General features: G+C 37.7%; 21 protein-coding genes and 1 other annotated feature. Of the genes, 15 read left to right on the top strand and 6 right to left on the bottom strand.

Features of this window, described 5'->3' with window-relative positions; translation table 11 throughout:
• Nucleotides 1–9: 9 nt before the first annotated feature.
• Nucleotides 10–648 (bottom strand): cyclic di-AMP binding protein CbpA, encoded by a 639-nt coding sequence (gene cbpA / locus MKZ30_RS10485; protein ID WP_002365057.1) that lies wholly within the window; start codon nucleotides 646–648, stop codon nucleotides 10–12.
• A 285-nt stretch (nucleotides 649–933) separates the two neighbouring features.
• Here cbpA and rpmG point away from each other — a divergent pair, with 285 nt between their 5' ends.
• The 4 genes from rpmG (at nucleotide 934) to MKZ30_RS10465 (ending at nucleotide 2,944) form a co-directional block, all read left to right on the top strand.
• Nucleotides 934–1,086: a 50S ribosomal protein L33 gene (gene rpmG / locus MKZ30_RS10480; RefSeq protein WP_002356408.1), complete on the top strand. Its 153-nt coding sequence runs from the start codon at nucleotides 934–936 to the stop codon at nucleotides 1,084–1,086.
• A 20-nt stretch (nucleotides 1,087–1,106) separates the two neighbouring features.
• On the top strand, nucleotides 1,107–1,277 hold the full coding sequence (gene secE / locus MKZ30_RS10475; RefSeq protein ID WP_002356409.1) for a preprotein translocase subunit SecE: 171 nt from the start codon (nucleotides 1,107–1,109) through the stop codon (nucleotides 1,275–1,277).
• A gap of 124 nt (nucleotides 1,278–1,401) precedes the next feature.
• A complete protein-coding gene (gene nusG, locus MKZ30_RS10470) occupies nucleotides 1,402–1,947 on the top strand; it encodes a transcription termination/antitermination protein NusG (RefSeq protein WP_002384070.1) in 546 nt (181 codons plus the stop codon).
• Nucleotides 1,948–2,065: 118 nt separating this feature from the next.
• Nucleotides 2,066–2,944, top strand: coding sequence for an alpha/beta hydrolase (locus tag MKZ30_RS10465; protein ID WP_010707189.1), 879 nt, complete (start codon nucleotides 2,066–2,068; stop codon nucleotides 2,942–2,944).
• Between the two features lie 92 nt (nucleotides 2,945–3,036).
• On the opposite strand, the gene MKZ30_RS10460 is transcribed toward MKZ30_RS10465, so the two are convergent.
• Nucleotides 3,037–3,759, bottom strand: a complete 723-nt coding sequence (locus MKZ30_RS10460; RefSeq protein WP_002407921.1) for a MurR/RpiR family transcriptional regulator — start codon at nucleotides 3,757–3,759, stop codon at nucleotides 3,037–3,039.
• A 77-nt stretch (nucleotides 3,760–3,836) separates the two neighbouring features.
• Here MKZ30_RS10460 and MKZ30_RS10455 point away from each other — a divergent pair, with 77 nt between their 5' ends.
• From MKZ30_RS10455 to MKZ30_RS10445, 3 genes are read left to right on the top strand one after another with little or no spacing between them, the layout of a single operon-like run.
• Entirely contained in the window at nucleotides 3,837–5,465 is a 1,629-nt protein-coding gene (locus MKZ30_RS10455) for a peptide ABC transporter substrate-binding protein (RefSeq protein WP_033601215.1), read from the top strand.
• A gap of 13 nt (nucleotides 5,466–5,478) precedes the next feature.
• Nucleotides 5,479–6,582 (top strand): M42 family metallopeptidase, encoded by a 1,104-nt coding sequence (locus MKZ30_RS10450; RefSeq protein ID WP_025194202.1) that lies wholly within the window; start codon nucleotides 5,479–5,481, stop codon nucleotides 6,580–6,582.
• On the top strand, nucleotides 6,579–7,424 hold the full coding sequence (locus MKZ30_RS10445; protein WP_010827695.1) for a M55 family metallopeptidase: 846 nt from the start codon (nucleotides 6,579–6,581) through the stop codon (nucleotides 7,422–7,424). The genes MKZ30_RS10450 and MKZ30_RS10445 overlap by 4 nt, the downstream gene beginning before the upstream one ends.
• Before the next feature lie 64 nt (nucleotides 7,425–7,488).
• Here the strand turns inward: MKZ30_RS10445 and sdaAA are convergent, their stop codons facing one another.
• On the bottom strand, nucleotides 7,489–8,361 hold the full coding sequence (gene sdaAA / locus MKZ30_RS10440; protein WP_002367199.1) for an L-serine ammonia-lyase, iron-sulfur-dependent, subunit alpha: 873 nt from the start codon (nucleotides 8,359–8,361) through the stop codon (nucleotides 7,489–7,491).
• A 22-nt stretch (nucleotides 8,362–8,383) separates the two neighbouring features.
• Nucleotides 8,384–9,052 (bottom strand): L-serine ammonia-lyase, iron-sulfur-dependent subunit beta, encoded by a 669-nt coding sequence (gene sdaAB, locus MKZ30_RS10435; RefSeq protein ID WP_002414070.1) that lies wholly within the window; start codon nucleotides 9,050–9,052, stop codon nucleotides 8,384–8,386.
• A gap of 375 nt (nucleotides 9,053–9,427) precedes the next feature.
• On the opposite strand from sdaAB, the gene lsa(A) reads away from it, so the two are divergent.
• The 5 genes from lsa(A) to rplL all read left to right on the top strand — a co-directional run bounded on the left by lsa(A) (nucleotide 9,428) and on the right by rplL (nucleotide 13,524).
• Complete coding sequence (gene lsa(A) / locus MKZ30_RS10430) at nucleotides 9,428–10,924, top strand: ABC-F type ribosomal protection protein Lsa(A) (RefSeq protein WP_016613945.1); 1,497 nt, start codon at nucleotides 9,428–9,430, stop codon at nucleotides 10,922–10,924.
• A gap of 122 nt (nucleotides 10,925–11,046) precedes the next feature.
• Nucleotides 11,047–11,469: a 50S ribosomal protein L11 gene (gene rplK / locus MKZ30_RS10425; RefSeq protein ID WP_002356424.1), complete on the top strand. Its 423-nt coding sequence runs from the start codon at nucleotides 11,047–11,049 to the stop codon at nucleotides 11,467–11,469.
• Nucleotides 11,470–11,580: 111 nt separating this feature from the next.
• The gene (rplA, locus tag MKZ30_RS10420; RefSeq protein WP_002356425.1) at nucleotides 11,581–12,270 is read left to right on the top strand and encodes a 50S ribosomal protein L1; all 690 of its coding nucleotides are present in this window, start codon (nucleotides 11,581–11,583) and stop codon (nucleotides 12,268–12,270) included.
• Nucleotides 12,271–12,332: 62 nt separating this feature from the next.
• Nucleotides 12,333–12,462, top strand: a sequence feature (ribosomal protein L10 leader region).
• A gap of 130 nt (nucleotides 12,463–12,592) precedes the next feature.
• Nucleotides 12,593–13,093 (top strand): 50S ribosomal protein L10, encoded by a 501-nt coding sequence (gene rplJ / locus MKZ30_RS10415; RefSeq protein ID WP_002388423.1) that lies wholly within the window; start codon nucleotides 12,593–12,595, stop codon nucleotides 13,091–13,093.
• A 62-nt stretch (nucleotides 13,094–13,155) separates the two neighbouring features.
• The gene (gene rplL, locus MKZ30_RS10410; RefSeq protein ID WP_002382519.1) at nucleotides 13,156–13,524 is read left to right on the top strand and encodes a 50S ribosomal protein L7/L12; all 369 of its coding nucleotides are present in this window, start codon (nucleotides 13,156–13,158) and stop codon (nucleotides 13,522–13,524) included.
• Nucleotides 13,525–13,571: 47 nt separating this feature from the next.
• Here the strand turns inward: rplL and MKZ30_RS10405 are convergent, their stop codons facing one another.
• Entirely contained in the window at nucleotides 13,572–14,402 is an 831-nt protein-coding gene (locus MKZ30_RS10405; protein WP_002356429.1) for an AraC family transcriptional regulator, read from the bottom strand.
• A 148-nt stretch (nucleotides 14,403–14,550) separates the two neighbouring features.
• Between MKZ30_RS10405 and MKZ30_RS10400 the strand changes: the two genes are divergently transcribed.
• From MKZ30_RS10400 to MKZ30_RS10390, 3 genes are all read left to right on the top strand, one after another.
• Nucleotides 14,551–16,050 carry an amino acid permease gene (locus MKZ30_RS10400; protein WP_002359464.1) on the top strand — a complete coding sequence of 500 codons (1,500 nt, stop codon included), beginning with the start codon at nucleotides 14,551–14,553 and terminating at the stop codon, nucleotides 16,048–16,050.
• Entirely contained in the window at nucleotides 15,983–19,105 is a 3,123-nt protein-coding gene (gene ebgA, locus MKZ30_RS10395) for a beta-galactosidase subunit alpha (protein WP_161633706.1), read from the top strand. Before MKZ30_RS10400 ends, ebgA begins: the two co-directional genes overlap by 68 nt.
• A 180-nt stretch (nucleotides 19,106–19,285) precedes the next feature.
• A complete protein-coding gene (locus tag MKZ30_RS10390) occupies nucleotides 19,286–19,534 on the top strand; it encodes a GlsB/YeaQ/YmgE family stress response membrane protein (protein WP_002356434.1) in 249 nt (82 codons plus the stop codon).
• A gap of 421 nt (nucleotides 19,535–19,955) precedes the next feature.
• Here the strand turns inward: MKZ30_RS10390 and rlmD are convergent, their stop codons facing one another.
• Nucleotides 19,956–21,326 (bottom strand): 23S rRNA (uracil(1939)-C(5))-methyltransferase RlmD, encoded by a 1,371-nt coding sequence (gene rlmD / locus MKZ30_RS10385; protein WP_002408694.1) that lies wholly within the window; start codon nucleotides 21,324–21,326, stop codon nucleotides 19,956–19,958.
• Nucleotides 21,327–21,444 lie beyond the last annotated feature (118 nt).

The raw sequence follows: 21,444 nt of genomic DNA, 5'->3' as shown, positions 1-21,444 counted from the left end.
TCGTAAATTTTACTCGTCTTCTAAATTTTCCAATTCTACAACTTTAAAATTTTTCCGCTCTAAATGTTCTACAATGGCTGTACACGTTTCGGCAGTTGTGCCGGCTGGTAAAGTAATAAGTGTGCGACGAACAAATTCTTCACTATCAACATCCAATGTAATACAGCTGGCGATGCTGCTATATTTAGCAATGATTTTTGAAATGGCTGCTAAGTCGCCTTGTTGACCAACTGAAGCAATTGTTAAAACATAGCTCCCTTGTTTTACATTCCAAGATTGCGCTAAAATATTTAATAAGGTGCTGTGTGTTAAAATGCCGTAAAAATAATTATTTTCATCTAAAACAGCAATGTAAGGCAGTTCTTTAATAGTAAAAAATACCTTGAAAAATGAAGTGTTGACATAAATAAATTTTGTAGCATTTTTTAACAAATAGGTAACAGGTAAACTCATATCGCCACCGTTTGCTTTGTGGCGGTAAATATGCATTTTATAGATATTTCCTCGGAAAATTTTTCCAGATTCGTCTAAAATTGGGACACAACGGTAACCTGAGTCTTCTAAAATAGAAAGAGCTTCTTCTAGAGTACAAGATTCATTGACGGTTGTTAAATTATCTTTTTTAATAACTACAGATTTTAATAACATAAACAGGCCTCCTAAGGGTTCATTTTTAATAAATTTATCATATCATAACTTAGCAGAAAACAATAGCTGAGACCTCAGAATAAAAGCAATTTTGTTAAAATAAATAGAAAATAAAGAAAAATCAGATATTTTATAAAAGAAATCAAGCACATATTCGCGATAATGGTAAAAAATTACGTAAGAATCGGCACAGCGCTTCTTTAAAAAGTAAATTAAACTTTGACAACTTTTTCGAATAATGGTACTGTTAAGAAGTAAATTTGTGAATAGAGGAGGTCGAAGAACATGGCAACAAAGAAAGCAGCTCTTGCTTGTTCCGTTTGTGGCTCTCGCAACTATTCTAAATCCGTTAGTGAAGGTAAACGTGGCGAACGCTTAGAAATCAATAAATTCTGTAAATATTGTAATCAATACACGTTACATAAAGAAACGAAATAGATTTAGAGGAGGGTATCAACATGAAATTTTTCCGCAGCGTTGCTGATGAGATGAAGCAAGTAACTTGGCCAACAAAAAAACAATTGCGTAAAGATACATTAGTTGTAATTGAAACATCTATTTTATTTGCAGCATTGTTCTTTATCATGGATACTGTTATCCAAACGGCATTTGGCTGGATTTTAAAATAATTAATTCTAGTATTTCCCGACGAGGGGTGCTATAATAGTATTCGAGAAAAAGCTTCGGGAAACTGAGCTTTTTTTATTTGCTCGAAAAAAATAAACTAAAACATTTAAAGGAGCCGAATCAGTAATGGAAACTTTTGAAAGAAATTGGTACGTATTGCACACCTATTCAGGCTATGAAAATAAAGTAAAAGCAAACATTGAATCACGTGCACAAAGCATGGGGATGGGCGATTATATTTTTCGTGTCGTTGTACCAGAAGAAACAGAAAAAGAAGTCAAAAATGGTAAAGAAAAAGAAATCGTTCATAAAACTTTCCCTGGTTATGTGTTAGTGGAAATGATTATGACCGATGATTCTTGGTATATTGTTCGTAACACGCCAGGCGTAACTGGTTTTGTAGGCTCACATGGTGCTGGTAGTAAACCCGCTCCTTTATTACAAGAAGAAATTAACCACATTTTACGTTCAATTGGCATGAGCACCCGTCAATCAGACTTAGAAGTAGCGCTAGGCGATACAGTGAAAATTATCGAAGGTGCCTTTTCTGGTCTTGAAGGTGTTGTGACAGAAATCGATGAAGAAAAACAAAAATTAAAAGTAAACATCGATATGTTTGGTCGTGAAACAAGTACAGAATTAGACTTTGAACAAGTCGATAACATTGATTAATAAACAAGCTGACAAACTATTGTTCAGCTGATTGATACAGATTGTAGGGTCTGGAAAAGCAGTCAACTGACTTCTTTTCCAAGCCCTTTTTTATTTCATCGCAGAAAGGAATGAAAAAATGAAACAGGCCAAAAAATATCGTTATTTTTCTTTGCTAATGGGTCTTGTTCTATTATTAAGTGCTTGCCAAATTGGAGCAACCACGAAGAATGACAACCAAGCCCCCACAAAAGAAGCAACCGTTGAGTTAAACCGCACAACAACACCAACGCTCTTTTTTCATGGTTACGCGGGAACTAAAAATTCGTTTGGCTCGTTACTGCATCGCTTGGAGAAACAAGGTGCCACAACTCAAGAATTAGTGCTACTCGTTAAACCTGATGGGACCGTGGTTAAAGAGCGAGGAGCTTTAAGTGGCAAAGCGACGAATCCCAGTGTTCAAGTTCTATTTGAAGATAATAAAAACAATGAATGGAATCAAACAGAATGGATAAAAAACACATTACTCTATTTACAAAAAAATTATCAAGTGAACAAAGCCAATATTGTCGGGCACTCTATGGGTGGTGTTAGTGGTTTACGTTATTTAGGAACCTATGGGCAAGACACATCGTTACCTAAAATTGAAAAATTTGTCAGCATTGGAGCACCTTTCAATGATTTTATTGATACGAGTCAACAGCAAACCATCGAAACGGAACTAGAAAATGGCCCCACAGAAAAAAGTAGCCGCTATTTGGATTATCAAGAGATGATTAATGTTGTTCCAGAAAAACTGCCCATTTTATTAATTGGTGGTCAATTAAGTGCAACAGATTTAAGTGATGGAACGGTACCGTTATCTAGTGCCTTAGCAGTCAACGCCTTGCTAAGACAGCGAGGAACTCAAGTCACTAGCCAGATTATTAAAGGAGAAAATGCACAACATAGCCAATTACATGAAAATCCTGAAGTAGATCAATTGCTAATTGAATTTCTATGGCCGAGTAAAAAATAGCAAAAAGGCACATGTTCCATAAAAAATGGAACATGTACCTTTTTCTATACTTTGGCTAGCGAAATAGCTTTTTTCAGCTATAATAAATAAAATTATTTATTTTTAGGAGATATTGGAATGTAATCCTCATGATTTAAATAAGCACAAATCAAGGCTTCAAAGGTGATTAATGTTTGGCCAAAAAACATTTGTGGCTGAGCGACACTTGTTGAAAACGGGCTGTAAGAGTCAGTTGAAAAAACGAGATCTGCCAGTCGACCAAGAGTTGAATTTTTGGCACCAACAAAAGAAATGATAGGATGTTTTTTCTCTTTCGCAAGCAGAGCTGTTTCTTTTAGGTATTTTTCTTCACCAGAATGTGAAAGAATGATAAAAAGAAAATTCTGATTATTTTGACTATTTATCGAATGAGTATGGGCTGTTGTGATACTGGGGATGCCATGAAAATTGAAAACTTCACTAATGTAAGCCGCCAAATGTCGTGAAAAGTCATGACCTAAAATAACAAATAAATGACTCTTGTGTTTGGCAAGCAGTCGACAAAACTCGTTGGTTGTTTCAAATGAAGGCGCTGTTTCAAAAGGGATTGGCTGAGAAAAATGGGCTTCTTTTAATTTGTAAATAAGTTCATTATAACCTGATAAATTTAATTTTTTGGCTAAACGGATGATGGAACTAGGCGAAGAAAAGCAGTGTTTGGCAACTTCTCGAATACTCAAATCGGCCGCATTCGTACTTTGTTGATCCAAATAATACAAAATCTGACTTTCTGTTTTCGTTAAATGATACGTTTCTTTTAAGTAATCTAAGTTCATGAGCAAACCTCCTTTATCAGATTATAAATAATTTTGTGGGAAAAAGGTATCAAAAAATAAAAAAATGAGGTGTTTTTATGAAAAGGGCAACAAAGCAAAGGCTGTCTTTGACAGCAATCATGGTTTTACTTCTCTCGGGCTGTGGAAGTGTTGGGAAAGAAACCAAAAAGCAAGAACAACAGGTATTACGGGTCGGGATTGATTCGGAATTATCAACGGCAGACGTGTCGTTGGCAATGGATAATACAGCAGCAGATGTAATGAGCCAAGTAGGGGAGGGACTTTTCTCCTTTGACGAAAAAGGAGAAGCGAAACCAGCATTGGCAACTGAAAAAGTACAGCCCTCTAATGATGGTTTAATCTATACTTTTACGATTCGAAAAGATGCAAAATGGAGTAACGGCGAGCCAATCACAGCCAATGATTTTGAATATTCTTGGAAGCGCACAGTGGACCCAAAAACAGCTTCCCCGCAAGCGTATTATTTTGAAGGGCTAAAAAATTATCGTGCTATTGTTGACGGTGGCAAATCTAAAGAAGAGTTAGGGGTAACAGCCATTGATGACCATACCTTGGAAGTAGAGCTAAGCTATCCTATGAGTTATTTTCAACAATTATTGGCGGTGCCAGCTTTTTATCCATTAAATGAAGCATTTGTCGAAAAAACGGGCAAAAACTATGGTACATCAGCTGAGTCAACACTTTACAATGGCGCCTTCACATTAGAAGGTTGGGATGGCACGAATAATACTTGGTCCTATGTGAAGAATAAAAATTATTGGGATCAAGCGAATGTTTCGCTAGATAAGGTGGATGTCCAAGTCGTTAAAGAAGTCAATACTGGGAAAAATCTTTTCGAAGGGAAAGAATTAGATGTTGTAAAAATTTCTGGAGAAATTGTTGCACAAGAACAAGGCAATGCAGCTTTGAAAATTCGTGAAATTCCTGGAACGTATTATATCCAATTAAATACGCAAAAAGATCTTTTGGCAAATAAGAATGCACGTCGAGCGATAGCATTATCATTGAATTCTGAACGTTTAGCTAAAAATGTTTTAAATGATGGCTCAAAAAAAGCACTTGGCTTCGTGCCAACAGGTTTCACTAATCAAGAAACGCAAAAAGATTTTGCAGAGGAATTAGGAGATTTAAATCCTAGTGAACCAGAAAAAGCGAAAGAGTTATGGCAAACGGCTAAAAAAGAATTAGGAATTGAAAAAGCGGAGCTAACCATTTTAAGTTCGGATACAGAAAATGCAAAAAAAATCAGTGAGTATGTTCAAGGAGCTTTAGCAGATAATTTAGAAAATTTAACAGTCAATGTTTCGCCAGTTCCTTTTAATAATCGTTTAGAAAAAAGTCGCAGCGGAGATTTCGACATTGTGGTTGGTGGCTGGACGCCGGTGTATGCTGATCCAATCGATTTCTTAAACTTATTGCAATCAAAAAATTCCAATAATTTTGGTAAATGGTCTAATAAGACCTTCGATCAGTTGCTTCAAGAAGCAAACGTAACTTATGCAAACAAATATGAAGAACGTTGGAAAACATTACAAAAAGCGGATCAATTGGTTGCGGAAGAAGCACCCCTAGTTCCTCTTTATCAATTAACAGAAGCACGCTTAGTGGACGATTCTGTCCAAAATTTAGTCTATGGTCCATTAGGTTCAGGCTATTACAAATCAGTCTCTATCAGTGACAAGTAAAGGTTGGGAAAAAATGAAAAAAAGTCAAGCTGTTCAATTAATTCAGGAACTTTCAAATGCTAATGGTGTTTCAGGTTTTGAAACAGAAGTCGTTAGAATCCTTCAACACGCAACTGCGGATTTTACTATTCAACGGCTAGATGCCATTAAAAATTTATATCTTGAGAAGAAAAATAATCTAAGTGAAGGTCCAGTAGTGCTTTTTGATGCTCATAGTGACGAAGTGGGTTTTATGATTCAAGCAATTAAAGAAAACGGTTTGTTGCGTTTTCTTCCGTTAGGTGGCTGGGTCCCTAATACGATTTCTGCACAAAAAGTTCGGATTCGTAACCGGGAAGGCACCTATCTGCCAGGCGTAGTTACTAGTCGGCCCCCTCATTTTATGACACCAGAGGAACGTCAGCGGCCATTAACCATTGCTGATTTGACAATCGATATTGGCGCTACCTCAAAAGAAGAAGTAATTGAAACGTACAAAATCGATCTTGGTGCACCGGTCATTCCAGATGTGACGTGTTGTTACAACGAACAGACAGATCTTTTTTTAGGAAAAGCTTTTGATTGTCGCATTGGCTGTGCTTGCTTAGTGGACGTCATGGAGGAGTTGAAAGAAGAGACACTTCCATTCAAGTTAGTTGCGACAGTAACTGCACAAGAAGAAGTTGGCGAAAGAGGAGCACTTATTGCCGCAAAACAAGTCAATCCTGATTTAGCTATTGTTTTCGAAGGCTGCCCTGCTGATGATACGGCAGAAACGCCAGAGATGATTCAATCAGCAATGGGAAAAGGACCGATGTTACGCTATTTTGATGTTTCTATGATTACGAATCCGGAATTTCAAGAGTATGCACTAGAGATTGCTAAAATACACAAAATTCCTGTTCAAGTTTCTGTTCGAAGTGGTGGTGGAACCAATGGCATGGCGATTACACAAGTTCAAGGAGCCCCGACGATTGTTGTAGGAATTCCTGTCCGTTACGCACACACACACCATTGCTATGTGGACTTTCAAGATTACCAAGCGGCGAAAGAATTAGTCATTCAATTAATCAAAAATTTAGATGCTGACAAAATTCAAGCACTGGTTCAGCCATTGTCAAAGGAGTGGAACAAATGAAAATTTATGTGTCATGCGATATTGAAGGATTAGCAGGTATTGCGACATTTGATATGGAAAAAGAGGATACCGTTTTATTCCGAGAATTATATCACCAACATGTGGCTTGGTTGATTGAAGGGATTCAAAAGAGTGCTAAAAATGAACAAATTACAGAAATTACTATTGCCGATTCGCATAGCCGTGGATTGAATTTAGCTTATGCGCGCTTAGCAGAAATGGATGAACGAATTTCCTTAGTGAGCGGCTTTCCTCGCATGGATTATATGATGAGTGGCTTGGATAGTAGCTATGATGTAGTCTTTTTCTTAGGTTATCATGCTGGTATTGGTAAACAAAAAGGGAATATGGATCATGGGTATAGTGCTAGTGTTGCTTATGATTTAAAAATAAACGAATTAGCGATGAATGAAACGACAATTAATGCAGCTTACGCTAGCGAATTAGGTGTCCCTGTTGGTTTAATTATCGGTGAATCAGGCTTAGAGGAACAACTTTTTCAAGAAAAAATGATGCCCGAAGTCCCCTTTGTTTCCACCAAAGAATCTCTGGGACGTTATGCAATCAAAAATAGACCCATGCAACAAGTTCGGGAAGCTATCGTAGCAACTACAAGTCAGGTGTTAACTTCCTTTGCGTTGTCTGAATTACCCCGATATGCCTTGCAAACACCTGCAACTGTAAAATTGCAATGTGTGACGACAGCACAAGCAGATCGCATTGAAATGTTACCAATGATTAAACGCATTGATGGTAGAACCGTTTCATTTGTGGGTGAAACGATGAAAGATGTCATGAATGGAATTGTCGCTGTGGTTGGTTTAGGCGGAACAAGTGATTAAAGAAGAAGCTTACGGAAAAAACGAATGGACGTTTTTTTCTGTAAGCTTCTTGCTATAGTTATTTCTATTTTTGTTTCTCTAGAATTTCTTTGCTTAAACGTTGTGCAGTTGGTGTCACCGCAAGACCGCCTTCAGCGGTTTCCTTGAAAATTTGTGGCATTTGGCGACCCACTTGGTACATTGCGTGGATGACTTCATCTGGTGGAATGACACTTCGGATCCCCGCTAAAGCCATGTCAGCTGAGATGAAGGCTTGAGAAGAACCTAATGCATTTCGCTTCACGCAAGGGACTTCAACAAGTCCTGCAACAGGATCACAAATGAGGCCCATCATATTTTTTATCGTAATAGCCACAGCTTGAGCAGATTGATCAGGCGTACCGCCAGAAGCCGCAACTAAAGCGGCACTGGCCATTGCACTAGCAGAGCCGACTTCAGCTTGACAACCACCTTCGGCACCACTGATTGAGGCATTGTTGGCAATCACTAAGCCAAAAGCCCCAGCTGTAAATAGAAAATCCAATTGTTGCTGATGGGTTAACTTTAAGCGATCAATAACTGCCAACAAGACGCCAGAAACTACTCCGGCACTGCCTGCAGTTGGTGTAGCACAAATCAAGCCCATTTTTGCATTAACTTCATTAACAGCAATCGCATTTCGCACGGCTTGTAAAATGGTCTCACCGCTTAAAAAGTTGCCTGAATGTATGTAATCATTTAAGCGGGTTGCATCGCCACCAGTTAGCCCTGTTACTGAGGTAACACCAGCGATTCCTTCAGCGACAGATTGTTTCATAACGGCTAGATTTTTTTCCATTGTTTCAATAATTCGTTCACGAGAATACCCGCCATGAGCCATTTCTGTTGCAATCATTAATTCGCTCACAGAAGGGTACTCTTTCGCTTGAGCTACCAAATCTTCAATTGAATAAAACATCGTATTACTCCTTTACGTTCATTTAGTCAAAATAGTTAACGCTATATATATGAGGGATTTCAGCTAATTGCATGACAATGTCACCGACTTCGGCTTGATCAACTTCAATAATCATAATCGCTTTTTCCCCTTTAGATTCTCGGGTAACGGTCATTGTACTAATATTGATATCGCTAGCTGAAAGGATGTTGGTCACCTTAGCAATCATGCCAGGAACATCTTGATGGACAACAATAAATGTTGGCGTGCCCATACTTAAAGACAATTTGAAGCCATTTAATTCAGAAATTTGAATGTTTCCACCACCAATTGAAATTCCTGTCACAGATAGTTTTCGGTCGCCAGAAGAAACCACAATTTTAACGGAATTAGGATGGTCTGCTTTTTCACTTTTAGGAATAAAACAAACTTCCATTCCTTGTTCATAGGCAATTTCCAAAGAATTGGCTAGTTGCTCATCATCTGGTTCCATGCCTAAAAGGCCGCCAACTAAGGCGATATCTGTTCCGTGACCACGATAAGTTTTGGCAAAAGACTCATATAAATAAATGTCAACGCTATCAGGTTGCTGTCCAAAAATACTGCGAACCACTTTTCCAATTCTTGCCGCTCCAGCTGTATGAGAACTGCTTGGACCAATCATAACGGGTCCGATAATATCAAAAACACTATTAAAGCGTAACTCTTCCATTTCAGCACCTTCTTCATTAGAATATGTTTTCATTGGAAGTCTAACACAAAAAATGGCGGGGAACTAGGCAATCGCTTGTGTTTTAGCGAATAATTTAAATTTTTATCAGAATGAAAGCAAGAGGCCTTCGTTGACAAATCAGTGAAGAGATGCTAAATTCTAGATAATAAAAGACGAAAAGAGGGATTCGTGCGTTGAAAATTTAAGTTAATTTTTTAGAGAAACTGTATAACTTTGCCTGAATATAACGGGTGGAGTGTGCGGATTTTCGGAAATTAGCTTAAAGAATTCAGCCACGGGTCTTTTTGTATACCTTGGATTGATGCCGCTGATTTCCGTAAAGCTGCATCAATTTTGCTTTATGGAGGTATATTTATGTCGAAAATTGAACTAAAACAACTATCTTTTGCCTATGATAATCAAGAAGTATTGCTTTTTGATCAGGCAAATATCACGATGGATACCAATTGGAAATTAGGATTGATTGGCCGCAATGGCCGTGGGAAAACAACCTTATTAAGATTGTTACAAAAGCAGTTGGATTACCAAGGAGAGATTCTTCATCAAGTCGATTTCGTCTATTTTCCACAAACAGTTGCAGAAGAACAACAGCTCACTTATTATGTCTTACAAGAGGTGACTTCTTTTGAACAGTGGAAATTAGAACGAGAATTAACGCTTTTAAACGTTGATCCTGAAGTTTTATGGCGGCCCTTTTCTTCTTTATCAGGCGGCGAAAAGACGAAAGTTTTATTAGGTCTTCTTTTTATTGAAGAAAATGCCTTTCCTTTAATTGACGAGCCAACAAATCATTTAGATCTAGCTGGCAGACAACAAGTGGCTGAATATTTGAAGAAAAAGAAACACGGATTTATTTTAGTCAGCCACGATCGGGCATTTGTTGATGAAGTAGTTGATCATATTTTGGCGATTGAAAAAAGTCAATTGACACTGTATCAAGGGAATTTTTCTATTTATGAAGAGCAAAAAAAATTAAGAGATGCTTTTGAACTGGCAGAAAATGAAAAAATCAAAAAAGAAGTCAATCGCTTGAAAGAAACCGCTCGTAAAAAAGCGGAATGGTCGATGAACCGTGAAGGTGATAAGTACGGCAACGCTAAGGAAAAAGGAAGCGGGGCGATTTTTGATACAGGAGCCATTGGTGCCCGGGCTGCGCGCGTAATGAAGCGTTCGAAACACATTCAACAACGCGCCGAAACACAATTAGCAGAAAAAGAAAAACTATTAAAAGATCTTGAGTATATTGATCCTTTGTCAATGGATTATCAGCCAACGCATCACAAAACATTATTGACGGTGGAAGAGCTTCGTCTGGGCTACGAGAAAAATTGGCTATTTACGCCAATTTCTTTTTCAATAAACGCGGGAGAAATTGTCGGAATAACAGGAAAAAATGGCTCAGGAAAATCGAGCTTAATTCAGTATTTATTGGATAATTTTTCTGGGGATTCAGAAGGCGAAGCCACTTTGGCTCACCAATTAACCATTTCTTATGTGCGCCAAGATTATGAAGACAATCAAGGAACTTTATCCGAATTTGCAGAGAAAAATCAGTTAGATTACACCCAATTTTTAAATAACTTACGAAAACTTGGGATGGAGCGCGCTGTTTTCACTAATCGAATTGAACAAATGAGTATGGGGCAACGGAAAAAAGTCGAAGTAGCCAAATCATTGTCTCAATCAGCTGAACTTTATATTTGGGATGAACCCCTTAATTACTTGGATGTGTTTAATCATCAACAATTAGAAGCGCTAATCTTATCTGTGAAGCCTGCAATGCTAGTGATTGAGCATGATGCACATTTCATGAAGAAAATAACAGATAAAAAAATTTCCTTGAAATCATAAAAACATCTTGAAAAAGTAAAGGGAATCCTGTATAGTAATAGGGTATGTTTTAAATGTACGTTGAGTGGGAGGGGAAATCTCAACCCCATTAACCACGCACGAGAACTTAAGGAGGTATTTTCGTGGCTAAAAAAGTAGAAAAAATCGTTAAATTACAAATTCCTGCGGGGAAAGCAACACCAGCTCCACCAGTAGGTCCAGCGTTAGGTCAAGCAGGTATCAACATCATGGGATTCACTAAAGAATTCAATGCTCGTACAGCTGACCAAGCAGGCTTGATTATTCCAGTAGTAATCTCTGTATATGAAGATCGTTCATTTACATTCATTACTAAAACACCACCTGCTGCAGTCTTATTGAAAAAAGCTGCAAAAATCGAAAAAGGTTCAGGTGAACCAAACAAAACTAAAGTTGCAACAGTTTCAAGCGATCAAGTGAAAGAAATCGCTGAACTTAAAATGGCAGACCTAAACGCCGCTGACGTTGAAGCAGCAATGCGCATGGTTGCAGGAACTGCACGAAGCATGGGTATCATCGTAGAATAATTTTTATTCCACACTTACTCAAAGAAGTAGCTTCTCAGTTCGTTTCATATTTAAAGATATGAAAGACGTGGGAGGTACAACCGTTATAACCACAATCAAGGAGGAAACAAAATGGCTAAAAAGAGCAAAAAAATGCAAGAAGCATTGAAAAAAGTTGATGCTACAAAAGCTTACTCAGTTGAAGAAGCAGTAGCTTTAGCAAAAGATACAAACATCGCGAAATTTGACGCAACAGTTGAAGTTGCTTACAAATTGAACGTTGACCCTAAAAAAGCAGACCAACAAATCCGTGGAGCAGTTGTGCTTCCAAACGGAACTGGTAAAACACAAACTGTTTTAGTATTCGCTAAAGGCGAAAAAGCTAAAGAAGCTGAAGCTGCTGGTGCAGATTTCGTAGGCGACGACGACATGGTTGCAAAAATCCAAGGTGGATGGTTCGACTTTGACGTAGTTGTTGCGACTCCTGACATGATGGCTACAGTTGGTAAATTAGGCCGTGTCTTAGGACCAAAAGGTTTAATGCCAAACCCTAAAACTGGTACTGTAACAATGGACGTTACAAAAGCTGTTGAAGAAGTTAAAGCTGGTAAAGTAACTTACCGCGTTGACAAAGCTGGTAACATCCACGTACCAATCGGTAAAGTTTCATTTGATAACGAAAAATTGGTTGAAAACTTCAACACAATTAACGACGTATTATTGAAAGCTAAACCATCAACTGCTAAAGGTCAATACATCAAAAACATTTCAGTAACAACAACATTTGGACCTGGAATCCACGTTGACCAAGCTTCTTTCTAATTTGAAAGAAAATAATTAAAAAATTCTTGACTCACTCACTTACCCTATGGTAAAGTGAGTGAGGTTAATAATTAACTGTACCGAAGACAGTAGGTGACGCAAGTCTTAATTTCCTACCGAGGACAATTGTTGAGTTATATACAATTCGGTCCCTCTATGTCTACGGTGGCATGGAGTTTTGTTGTTTTACACGACTTTTTGATAAAAAGCCGATGTAAAACAATACTTGGCGAACGAAGTGAGCGAAGTTTCATTTGATTCTTCTACTTTACATATCGTAAACCAAGTCCAACTCCACCATCAAAATCAGGAGGTGAAATAAATGAGTGAAGCAGCAATCGCTAAAAAAGAAAGCCTAGTTCAAGCAGCCGCTGAGAAATTTGAATCAGCAGCATCAGTTGTAATCGTGGACTACCGTGGTTTAACAGTTGAAGAAGTCACTAACTTACGTAAACAATTACGTGAAGCAGGCGTAGAAATGAAAGTCATCAAAAACTCAATCCTTTCTCGTGCAGCTAAAAAAGTTGGTTTAGACGGCTTAGACGAAGTCTTTACAGGCCCAACTGCTGTCGCATTCAGCAACGACGATGTAGTAGCACCAGCTAAAATCATCGACGAATTTGCTAAAGATGCAAAAGCATTAGAAATCAAAGGTGGCGTCATCGAAGGAAAAGTTTCTTCAGTGGAACAAATTACTGCGTTGGCAAAACTACCAAACCGCGAAGGTTTACTATCTATGCTATTATCTGTATTACAAGCGCCAGTCCGCAACGTGGCTTACGCTGTCAAAGCAGTGGCAGAGAAAAACGAAGAAGTTGCTTAATTGCAGTCTAATTCAAACAAATAAAAAACAAACAATTTTAATTTAAATGGAGGAAATTCAAAATGGCATTAAACATTGAAAACATCGTTGCTGAGTTAGAAACAGCAACTATCTTAGAACTAAGCGAATTAGTTAAAGCTATCGAAGAAAAATTTGACGTATCAGCAGCAGCTCCTGTAGCAGTAGCTGGACCAGCAGCAGGTGGAGCAGCAGAAGAACAAACTGAATTCACTGTTGAATTAACAGCAGCTGGCGATCAAAAAGTTAAAGTTATCAAAGCAGTTCGCGAAGCAACTGGCTTAGGCTTGAAAGAAGCTAAAGCTGTAGTTGATGGCGCTCCTGCACCAGTTAAAGAAGGCGTTTCTAAAGAAGAAGCAGAAGCTTTAAAAGCTGCTTTAGAAGAAGTTGGCGCTTCAGTAACAGTAAAATAATTCATTCATTGAATAATTTTAAAACCTCTTGCTTAGCAAGAGGTTTTTTACGTTAAAAACTGTTGACGATATTGTCGAGGTGTCATCTCTTTTTTCTGGAAGAAAAATTTTGAAAAATAAGAAGGTGAAGAAAAACCTGCTTCAAAACTGATTTCCGTGATGGTTAAGGAACTTTTTCTTAACAGAGAACAGGCTTTTTGCAATTTTAAGTTTTGTACATAAATACTAGGATTTGTTTGTTCATAACGCTGAAATAGCTTAAATAAATAGCTACGATCAATGTTATACTCAGAAGCTAATTGACTAATTGAAAGATTGTTTGAAAAATTTTCGTGAATAGCCATTTTAATTTGGTTAAATAATTGTTGGCTTTGATTTTCGTGCTGTGTAACGGAATGATGCTCTAGATAATTCAACAATTGAAAGCTTTCACTTAAACTGCCAAAATGATTATGTTTCTTCGCTTCTTGGTAAATATTTTTAAATAAACTTTCTAATTTCTTATCAACAGTTCCTTTTAAAATACAATTTTCGGTAGTCAGGCCTATTTTTTCTAAATACTGAGACGAAAGATCTCCAACAAAACCGACCCAATGATAGGTCCAAGGATTTTGCCGATTAGGATAATAAATATTGCGACAATTGGCTGGAATCATAAACAAATCGCCAGCGGTAATGTGTTGTTTTTCCATAAAGGGTGTTGAAAAATAGCCTTCACCATCGCTACAATAATGCAAAACCCAATAATTAATGGGGGCAAACTCAGTTGGTTTTGTCGGGCGGCATTTTTCATAGCCAGCTTCATAAAGATGAAATTCTTGGCTAATAGGTTGATCATTAATCAGGATGCTGACATTATTTGTAAAAACATTTTGCATGCTATCACCTCTTTATAAGAGTATGTAAAGGCTTTCTGAAAGTCAACATCTTTACAAGAAATAGGCAACATTTTTTATTTTTAAAAAACTGGAAGCGTTTTACAATGTGTGAGTACTAATTAATTTGATAAAGAGAGGATGTAGTAAAATGGCAACACATTCACGGGAACGATTAGGTTCTGTCGCATTGATGCTCATGACTTTTTCAGCGGTTTTTGCCTTTCCCAGCATTGTTAACAACAGTATTCAGATTGGCCTAGCAACTATTCCAGGCTATTTATTCGGCTCTATTTTTTACTTTTTACCATTTATTCTAATGATTGCAGAATTTGCTTCTGCTAATTCTGAAAATGAATCAGGTGTTCACAGTTGGTTGGAATCTGTGTTAGGACCTAAATGGGCATTTTTAGGCGCTTGGTCATATTTCTTTGTCAACTTGTTTTTCTTCTGTTCATTACTACCGAATACATTGATTTATGGTTCATACGCTTTTTTAGGTCAAAACGTTTTTCAAGGAAACCATAGTACTAAAATAATTGCAGTGATTTCTATTCTGTTATTTTGGTTAATGACATGGGTTTGTATTAAAGGGGTTTCGTGGATTTCGAAAGTGACTAGCTTAGCGGGTGGTGCTCGTTTATTTATGGGCGTGGCTTTTGTGGTTTTAGCCTTTGTCGTCGTGTTTGGTTTTGGCAATGAGCCAGCACAAGAATTTACCACGACGTCAATTATGCCAACTTTTAATTGGACTTTTTTCATGACGATGGCGTGGATTTTACAAGCTGTTGGCGGTGGTGAAAGTATCGGCGTATACATTAAGGATGTTAAAGGCGGCAATAAAACGTTTGTCCGCACGATGATTGGTGCAACGATTGCGGTCGGTATCATGTATATTCTTGGTGCCGTTGCTGTAGGTTTGGTAGTGCCAACGGACGTCTTAAAAGGAAATTTTTCAAATGGTATTTTTGATATCTTTAAAATTTTAGGTACGTATTTCCATATTCCCGCAGCAATGATGGTGCGCTTAGTAGGAATTATCTTATTTGTCGGAAGTCTTGGTTCTTTGGCTCTGTGGACAGCAGCACCAGTTAAAGTATTTTTCTCAGAAATTCCTGATGGGGTCTTCGGTAAGTGGCTAGTGAAAACGAACGAAGAGGGAAATCCAACCAATGCTTTGTTAGTTCAAGGAATTATTGTGACGATTTTAGTTGCCATTCCAGCATTAGGAATTGGAAATATGGATAGCTTTTTAGAAACGTTAATTAATATGACAGCTTCTACGTCACTAGTGCCTGTCTTATTCTTGTTAATCGCCTATATTGGGCTTCGTTGGAAAAAAGAAACAATGCCGAGAAGTTTCCGCTTTGGTAATCGAACCTTTGGCTTAATTGCGGGGATTTTCTTATTAGCCATTTTTATCTTTGTATTCTTTATGTCAACTGTGCCGGATCCAAAATTAATCATGGAAGAAATCAATGGCACGTTACCGAAAGGAACCGCTAGTCCACTGGGCATGTTGGCGTATAACATTATTGGTTTAATTGTTTTTATGGGCTTTGCTTGGATTTGCTGGAAACGGTATGAAACAAAAGAAAAAAATGAAGTTGGTAAAGGAGAAATGGATTATGAAGACTTGGGAAAATTATAAAGTAGATAGTATCAATCGGTTGCCTGGACGAGCACATTTTTCGAGCTTTCCTTCGAAAGAAACAGCCTTACTAAATGAAAATAAATATACACAAGCATACAAAAATTTAAACGGACGCTGGCATTTTCTTTTTTTAGAAGCGCCAGAATACAGCCCAGAAAACTTTTTTGCGACGGACTTTGATACAAGCCAAATGGATCAAATCACTGTTCCTGGAAATTGGCAAGTCCAAGGATATGGCAAAATGCATTACTCTGATTTATGGTACAATTTTCCCATTAATCCGCCGTATGTACCAACGGAAAACCCAACAGGTATTTACAAACGGACATTTGCTATAGATGAAACATTTCACGATAAAAAAATCATTTTACGCTTTTGTGGCGTAGATTCAGCTTATCATGTTTGGGTGAACGGCCATGAAGTTGGCTACAGCAAAGGTGCACGAAATGAAGCAGAATTTGACATTACGCCTTACGCTAAAATTGGTGAAACAAATGATTTAACGGTGCGAGTCTATCAATGGTCAGATGGTACGTATTTAGAGGATCAAGATATGTGGTGGTTAAGTGGTATTTTTCGTGATGTTGAATTACTCGGTGTACCAGAAAATGGGCTGGAAGATTTCTTTGTTATTTCCGATTTAGATGATTCGTATCAAAATGGCCACTTGGCAATTACCAGTAAATTTTGGCAAGACAAAGGACAACAAGTTCAATTGGAGTTGATGGATCAGCAGGGAAAAACGGTTCTTAAAGAGACTGTCGCAGGAAATCAAGGTACGGTTGAATTTTCAGCGAGTTTACCGTCTGTCACTGCTTGGTCAGCGGAAAAACCATACTTGTATCAGCTATTTATCACTGTTTTTTCTGAAGGGGAAGTCGTCGAAGTTATTCCGCAAAAAGTTGGTTTCAGAAATATTCATGTATCTGGTGAGACTTTCTTAGTCAATGGTGTGGCCATTAAACTAAAAGGAATGAATCGTCATGATTATAATCCGAAAAATGGTCGAGTGGTTAGTCGTGAAGAAATTGAAAAAGATATTCGTTTAATGAAACAATTTAATATTAATGCCATTCGAACCAGTCATTATCCAGCATCTGCTTATTTCTATGATTTATGCGATGAATATGGAATGTATGTGATTGATGAAACTGATTTGGAATGTCACGGCTTTGAATTAACTGGAGAATATGATTGGATTAGTAACGATCCTGAATGGGAAACGGCTTATGTTTCTCGGATGGTACGGATGATTCAACGGGATAAAAATCATCCATCAATTCTCTTTTGGTCGTTAGGAAATGAATCTGCGTTTGGTCATAACTTTATTGAAATGGCCCGTATTGCCAAAGAAATGGATCCGACACGCTTGGTCCATTATGAAGGTGATTTTGAAGCAGAGGTCACGGATGTCTATTCTACAATGTATACGTGGTTGGAACACCCAACTAGAGAATTACTGATGAATACGATTATTGAAAATTCAAAAAAACCGCATATTTTATGTGAATATTGTCATGCGATGGGGAATGGCCCTGGGAATTTAAAAGAATACCAAGAGCTATTTTATGCTCATGATAAATTACAAGGTGGCTTTATTTGGGAATGGTTTGACCATGGCATTGAATCGGTAACAGATAACGGTGAAGTTTATTATCGTTATGGCGGCGATTTCGGCGATGATCCAAGTAACAAAGATTTTTGTATTGATGGGATGTTGATGCCTGACCGTACGCCATCTCCTAGCTTGTATGAATACAAAAAAGTCATTGAACCCATTACAACTAGCGCTATTGACGTTCTGTCAGGTGAATTCTCATTATTGAGTCGGTTTGACTTTGAAAACTTGGCTATCTTTAAGCTGGTTTATACAATTACTGAAGATCAAACAGTGATTCAATCAGGGACAGTAGCAGTGCCAGCAATTGCTGCTAGAGCAGAAGGAAGACTGCACTTACCTTATCATTTAGATTTTCCTAAAAAGGCAGGAGCCGCCTATTATTTAACTCTTTCATATCAATTGAAAGAAACGACCGCCTATGCATCTGCTGGTCATGAATTAGCTACCGCACAGTTTGAATTGCCAATTGCAACACCAGGGATTGAGATCACACCAGTTGGCTCGCTGATGGCAAAGGAAATTGGCCCTCATTTATACATTGAAGGACCAAACTTTTCAATTAATTTTGATAAAGTGAAGGGCGCCTTAACGAATGTGACACGAGATGGTAAAAAATTATTGCATAAAGGGCCGAGATTTACATTTTGGCGGGCACCAATCAGTAATGATATGGAAATTATTGATGAAATGAAGAAGAAATATTTCTTACATTTAGAGCATGAAATTGTCCGTTCTTTTGTGTGGAAAAAAGTTGATGATTTTATCCAAGTCATCGTAAAAACAATTAACGGAACGACTAACAGTGCTTGGCATTATCAATGTACCTATCAGTATTTAATTGCACCAAATGGCGAAATTTTCTTCGACTTAAAAGGTAGTCCTGCTGGTAAAATTGAAAATGCGCCAGATATGTTACCACGTTTGGGTGTGACTCTCCATTTAGACAAGTCTCTATCAGAAGTAAAATATTTCGGTAAAGGGCCGAGAGAAAACTATGTAGATTCACAAGAAGCTGGTTTACTTGGCGTTTATGATGCTACAGTGGCGGAAATGTTCACTAATTATGTTGTTCCACAAGCTAATGGTAACCACATGGCGACTAAATGGTCCGCATTCACGGATGATCGCGGCCAAGGGATAGTAGCAACAGCGGCTGAGTCATATAATTTTAGTGTTTCTTATTTTGATGAACAAGCGCTAGATGTTGCTAAGCATACCAATGAATTACAAGAAAGTGATTATGTTGTTTTAAATATCGATTACAAACAAAACGCCCTAGGTAGCTACTCTTGTGGCCAGTGGCAATTAGAAAAATACCGGACTACGTTTGAAGAATTCCAATTGGCATTCCGCTTAACATCTTTTAATAATAAAGAGATTCAAGCAGCGGATGTCGCACATGAACGAGTAAAACGCCCAACGATTTCTTAAATAAAAGCTCAGAACAGTGCACTTCGGTCTCCTGTTCTGAGCTTTTTTAATGAAATTATCAGAAATTATTGCTTTTTTTTCATGGAAACGAGCAAACTATTTTGTTATCTAATAAAAGTAGTCCATAATAGTAACATAGCGAATTATTCGCTAGATAAAGCATTTAGGAGGAATTATTTTATGCATACTTTATGGGTTTTAATCGTTGGTGCTGTTATCGGTGCTATCGCTGGCGCGCTTACAAGCAAAGGTCAATCAATGGGTTGGATTGCGAATATCGTTGCCGGTTTAGTTGGTTCATTTATCGGAGAAAAAATCTTAGGTAGCTGGGGTCCTCACGTAGCAGGTATGGCAATTGTGCCATCAATTATTGGGGCAGTAATTTTAGTTGCTGTGGTTTCATTCTTCTTCGGACGAAAAAATAGCTAATTAAGTAAATAATTGTTTAATTAGTTAAAGGAGGTCGGGACAGAACCGTTTAGCTCCGAGAACCAAGTAGGTACTGTTTAACATCTATTTGCTTTGCAAATAGTGTTTCTCAGCAATAAGAAGAAATTTCCGAAAATTATCATAAAACACAACGAGGAACGAGTTGATGTTGCATGATACCTACCCGGTGCTTTTTAATTTTTGGAGACCAAGTAGGTATTGTTCATCATCGAATCACTACGTTCTTCGTGATTCTCAACAATTTCGGCTTATTTCCGAAGGACCTTCAACTCTTAGAGCTTTAGCTCTTAGAAGTTGTTGAGATCGGAGCAACGCGTAGTGTTGGTTCTGTTCCCGCCGTTTATCAGTTTTTGAGCGTGGAGCAAAAATCCAAAGTGATTTTTGTCCCACGCTCCTTTTTTTATTTTCTCGTTAATTTTACGACAACTTCACAACGAGCGGTTTGTGGAAACATATCAACAGATTGTAAATAGTTTACTTGATATACTTTGGCTAATTGAACTAAATCACGTGCTAACGTGGATACATTACAAGAAATATACACCATTTTCTTAGGTGGTTGTTTCAAAAGGGCCGTTAATAATTTACGATCCAAACCAGTCCGTGGGGGATCAACTACAATGGCATCAGGTTTAAAGCCTTCTTTGAACCATTTAGGTAATAAGTCTTCAGCTGTTCCAACAGCATAATGTGTGTTCGTAACACCAAGTCGTTTTGCATTGAATCTAGCATCGTCAATTGCGGCGGGAATGGTATCCATACCACGAACTTGATGTGCTTGTTTCGCTAAACTTAAGCCAATGGTCCCGACGCCACAATAAGCATCAACAACAGTTTCATTTGGTTGTAAATCTAAGGCCTTGATTCCTTCATTATATAAAATTTCCGTTTGTTCTGGATTCAATTGGAAAAATGCTCGCGGCGATAAATCAAAGACAACGTCGTTAATGTGTTCTTCAATGCTTTCTTTGCCCCATAAGTGAAGGGTATCATCACCCATTACTAGAGAGGTTTTTTTATTTTGAACATTTTGCATAATAGAAACAACTTCTGGTAATTGTTCATTAATTGCGCGAACCATTTTTTCTTTTTGTGGAAATTTCTTCGATTGTGTAATGAACACTACTTGGACTTCGCCAGTTTGGATGCCCACTCGAACCATTAATGTTCGAAAGATACCACTATTTTTACGTTCATCATAAATTGGTAATTGAAAGTCATTCAATAAATCAACTAATGTATTCATCACCTTGGTTGTCGCAGGCTGTTGGACCAAACAGTTATCAATCGGTACTAATTGATGTGAATCAGCTTGATAGAGACCAGCTTCTACTTGGCCATCGATTTGGCGTAATTGGAATTGGGCTTTATTTCGATAATTCCAAGGATTCTCCATCCCAATTGTTTTTCGTAGTTCATAGTTTTGATAATTGACTGGTTTAAATTTGTTAAGCGCCTGCTTCAATAAATCTTTTTTAAAGTCTAATTGTGCTTTGTAGGCTAAATGTTGTAGTTGGCAGCCGCCACATGTTTCATAGACAGGACAAGGAGGGACCACGCGATCTTTAGCAGCTTTTTTGACAGATTGAAGGGTTCCTTCAGCAAATTTGGGTGTAACATTTGTGATTGTGGCAGTCACTTCTTCTTTGGGTAGCGCCCCAGGAACGAAAATAATTAATTTTTTATAATAGCCGATACCTTCGCCATTAATTCCTAATCGTTTAATTTTTAAAGAAATTTGTTGGCCTTTTTTTACTAGTTGTTGGGTCATATTCTTTCATCCTTTAGTCATCTCACATTTTTCACTTCCTCCCATTTTAGCACATTTTTATTTATTTGGCTTCCAAGGATTCTATGGTATAGTAGAATATATGTTCTGATTTAGAGGG

The sequence above is a fragment of the Enterococcus sp. LX10 genome (assembly GCF_023539285.1).
GTDB lineage: Bacteria > Bacillota > Bacilli > Lactobacillales > Enterococcaceae > Enterococcus > Enterococcus faecalis.
This window is presented reverse-complemented; position numbering and strand designations above follow the sequence as displayed.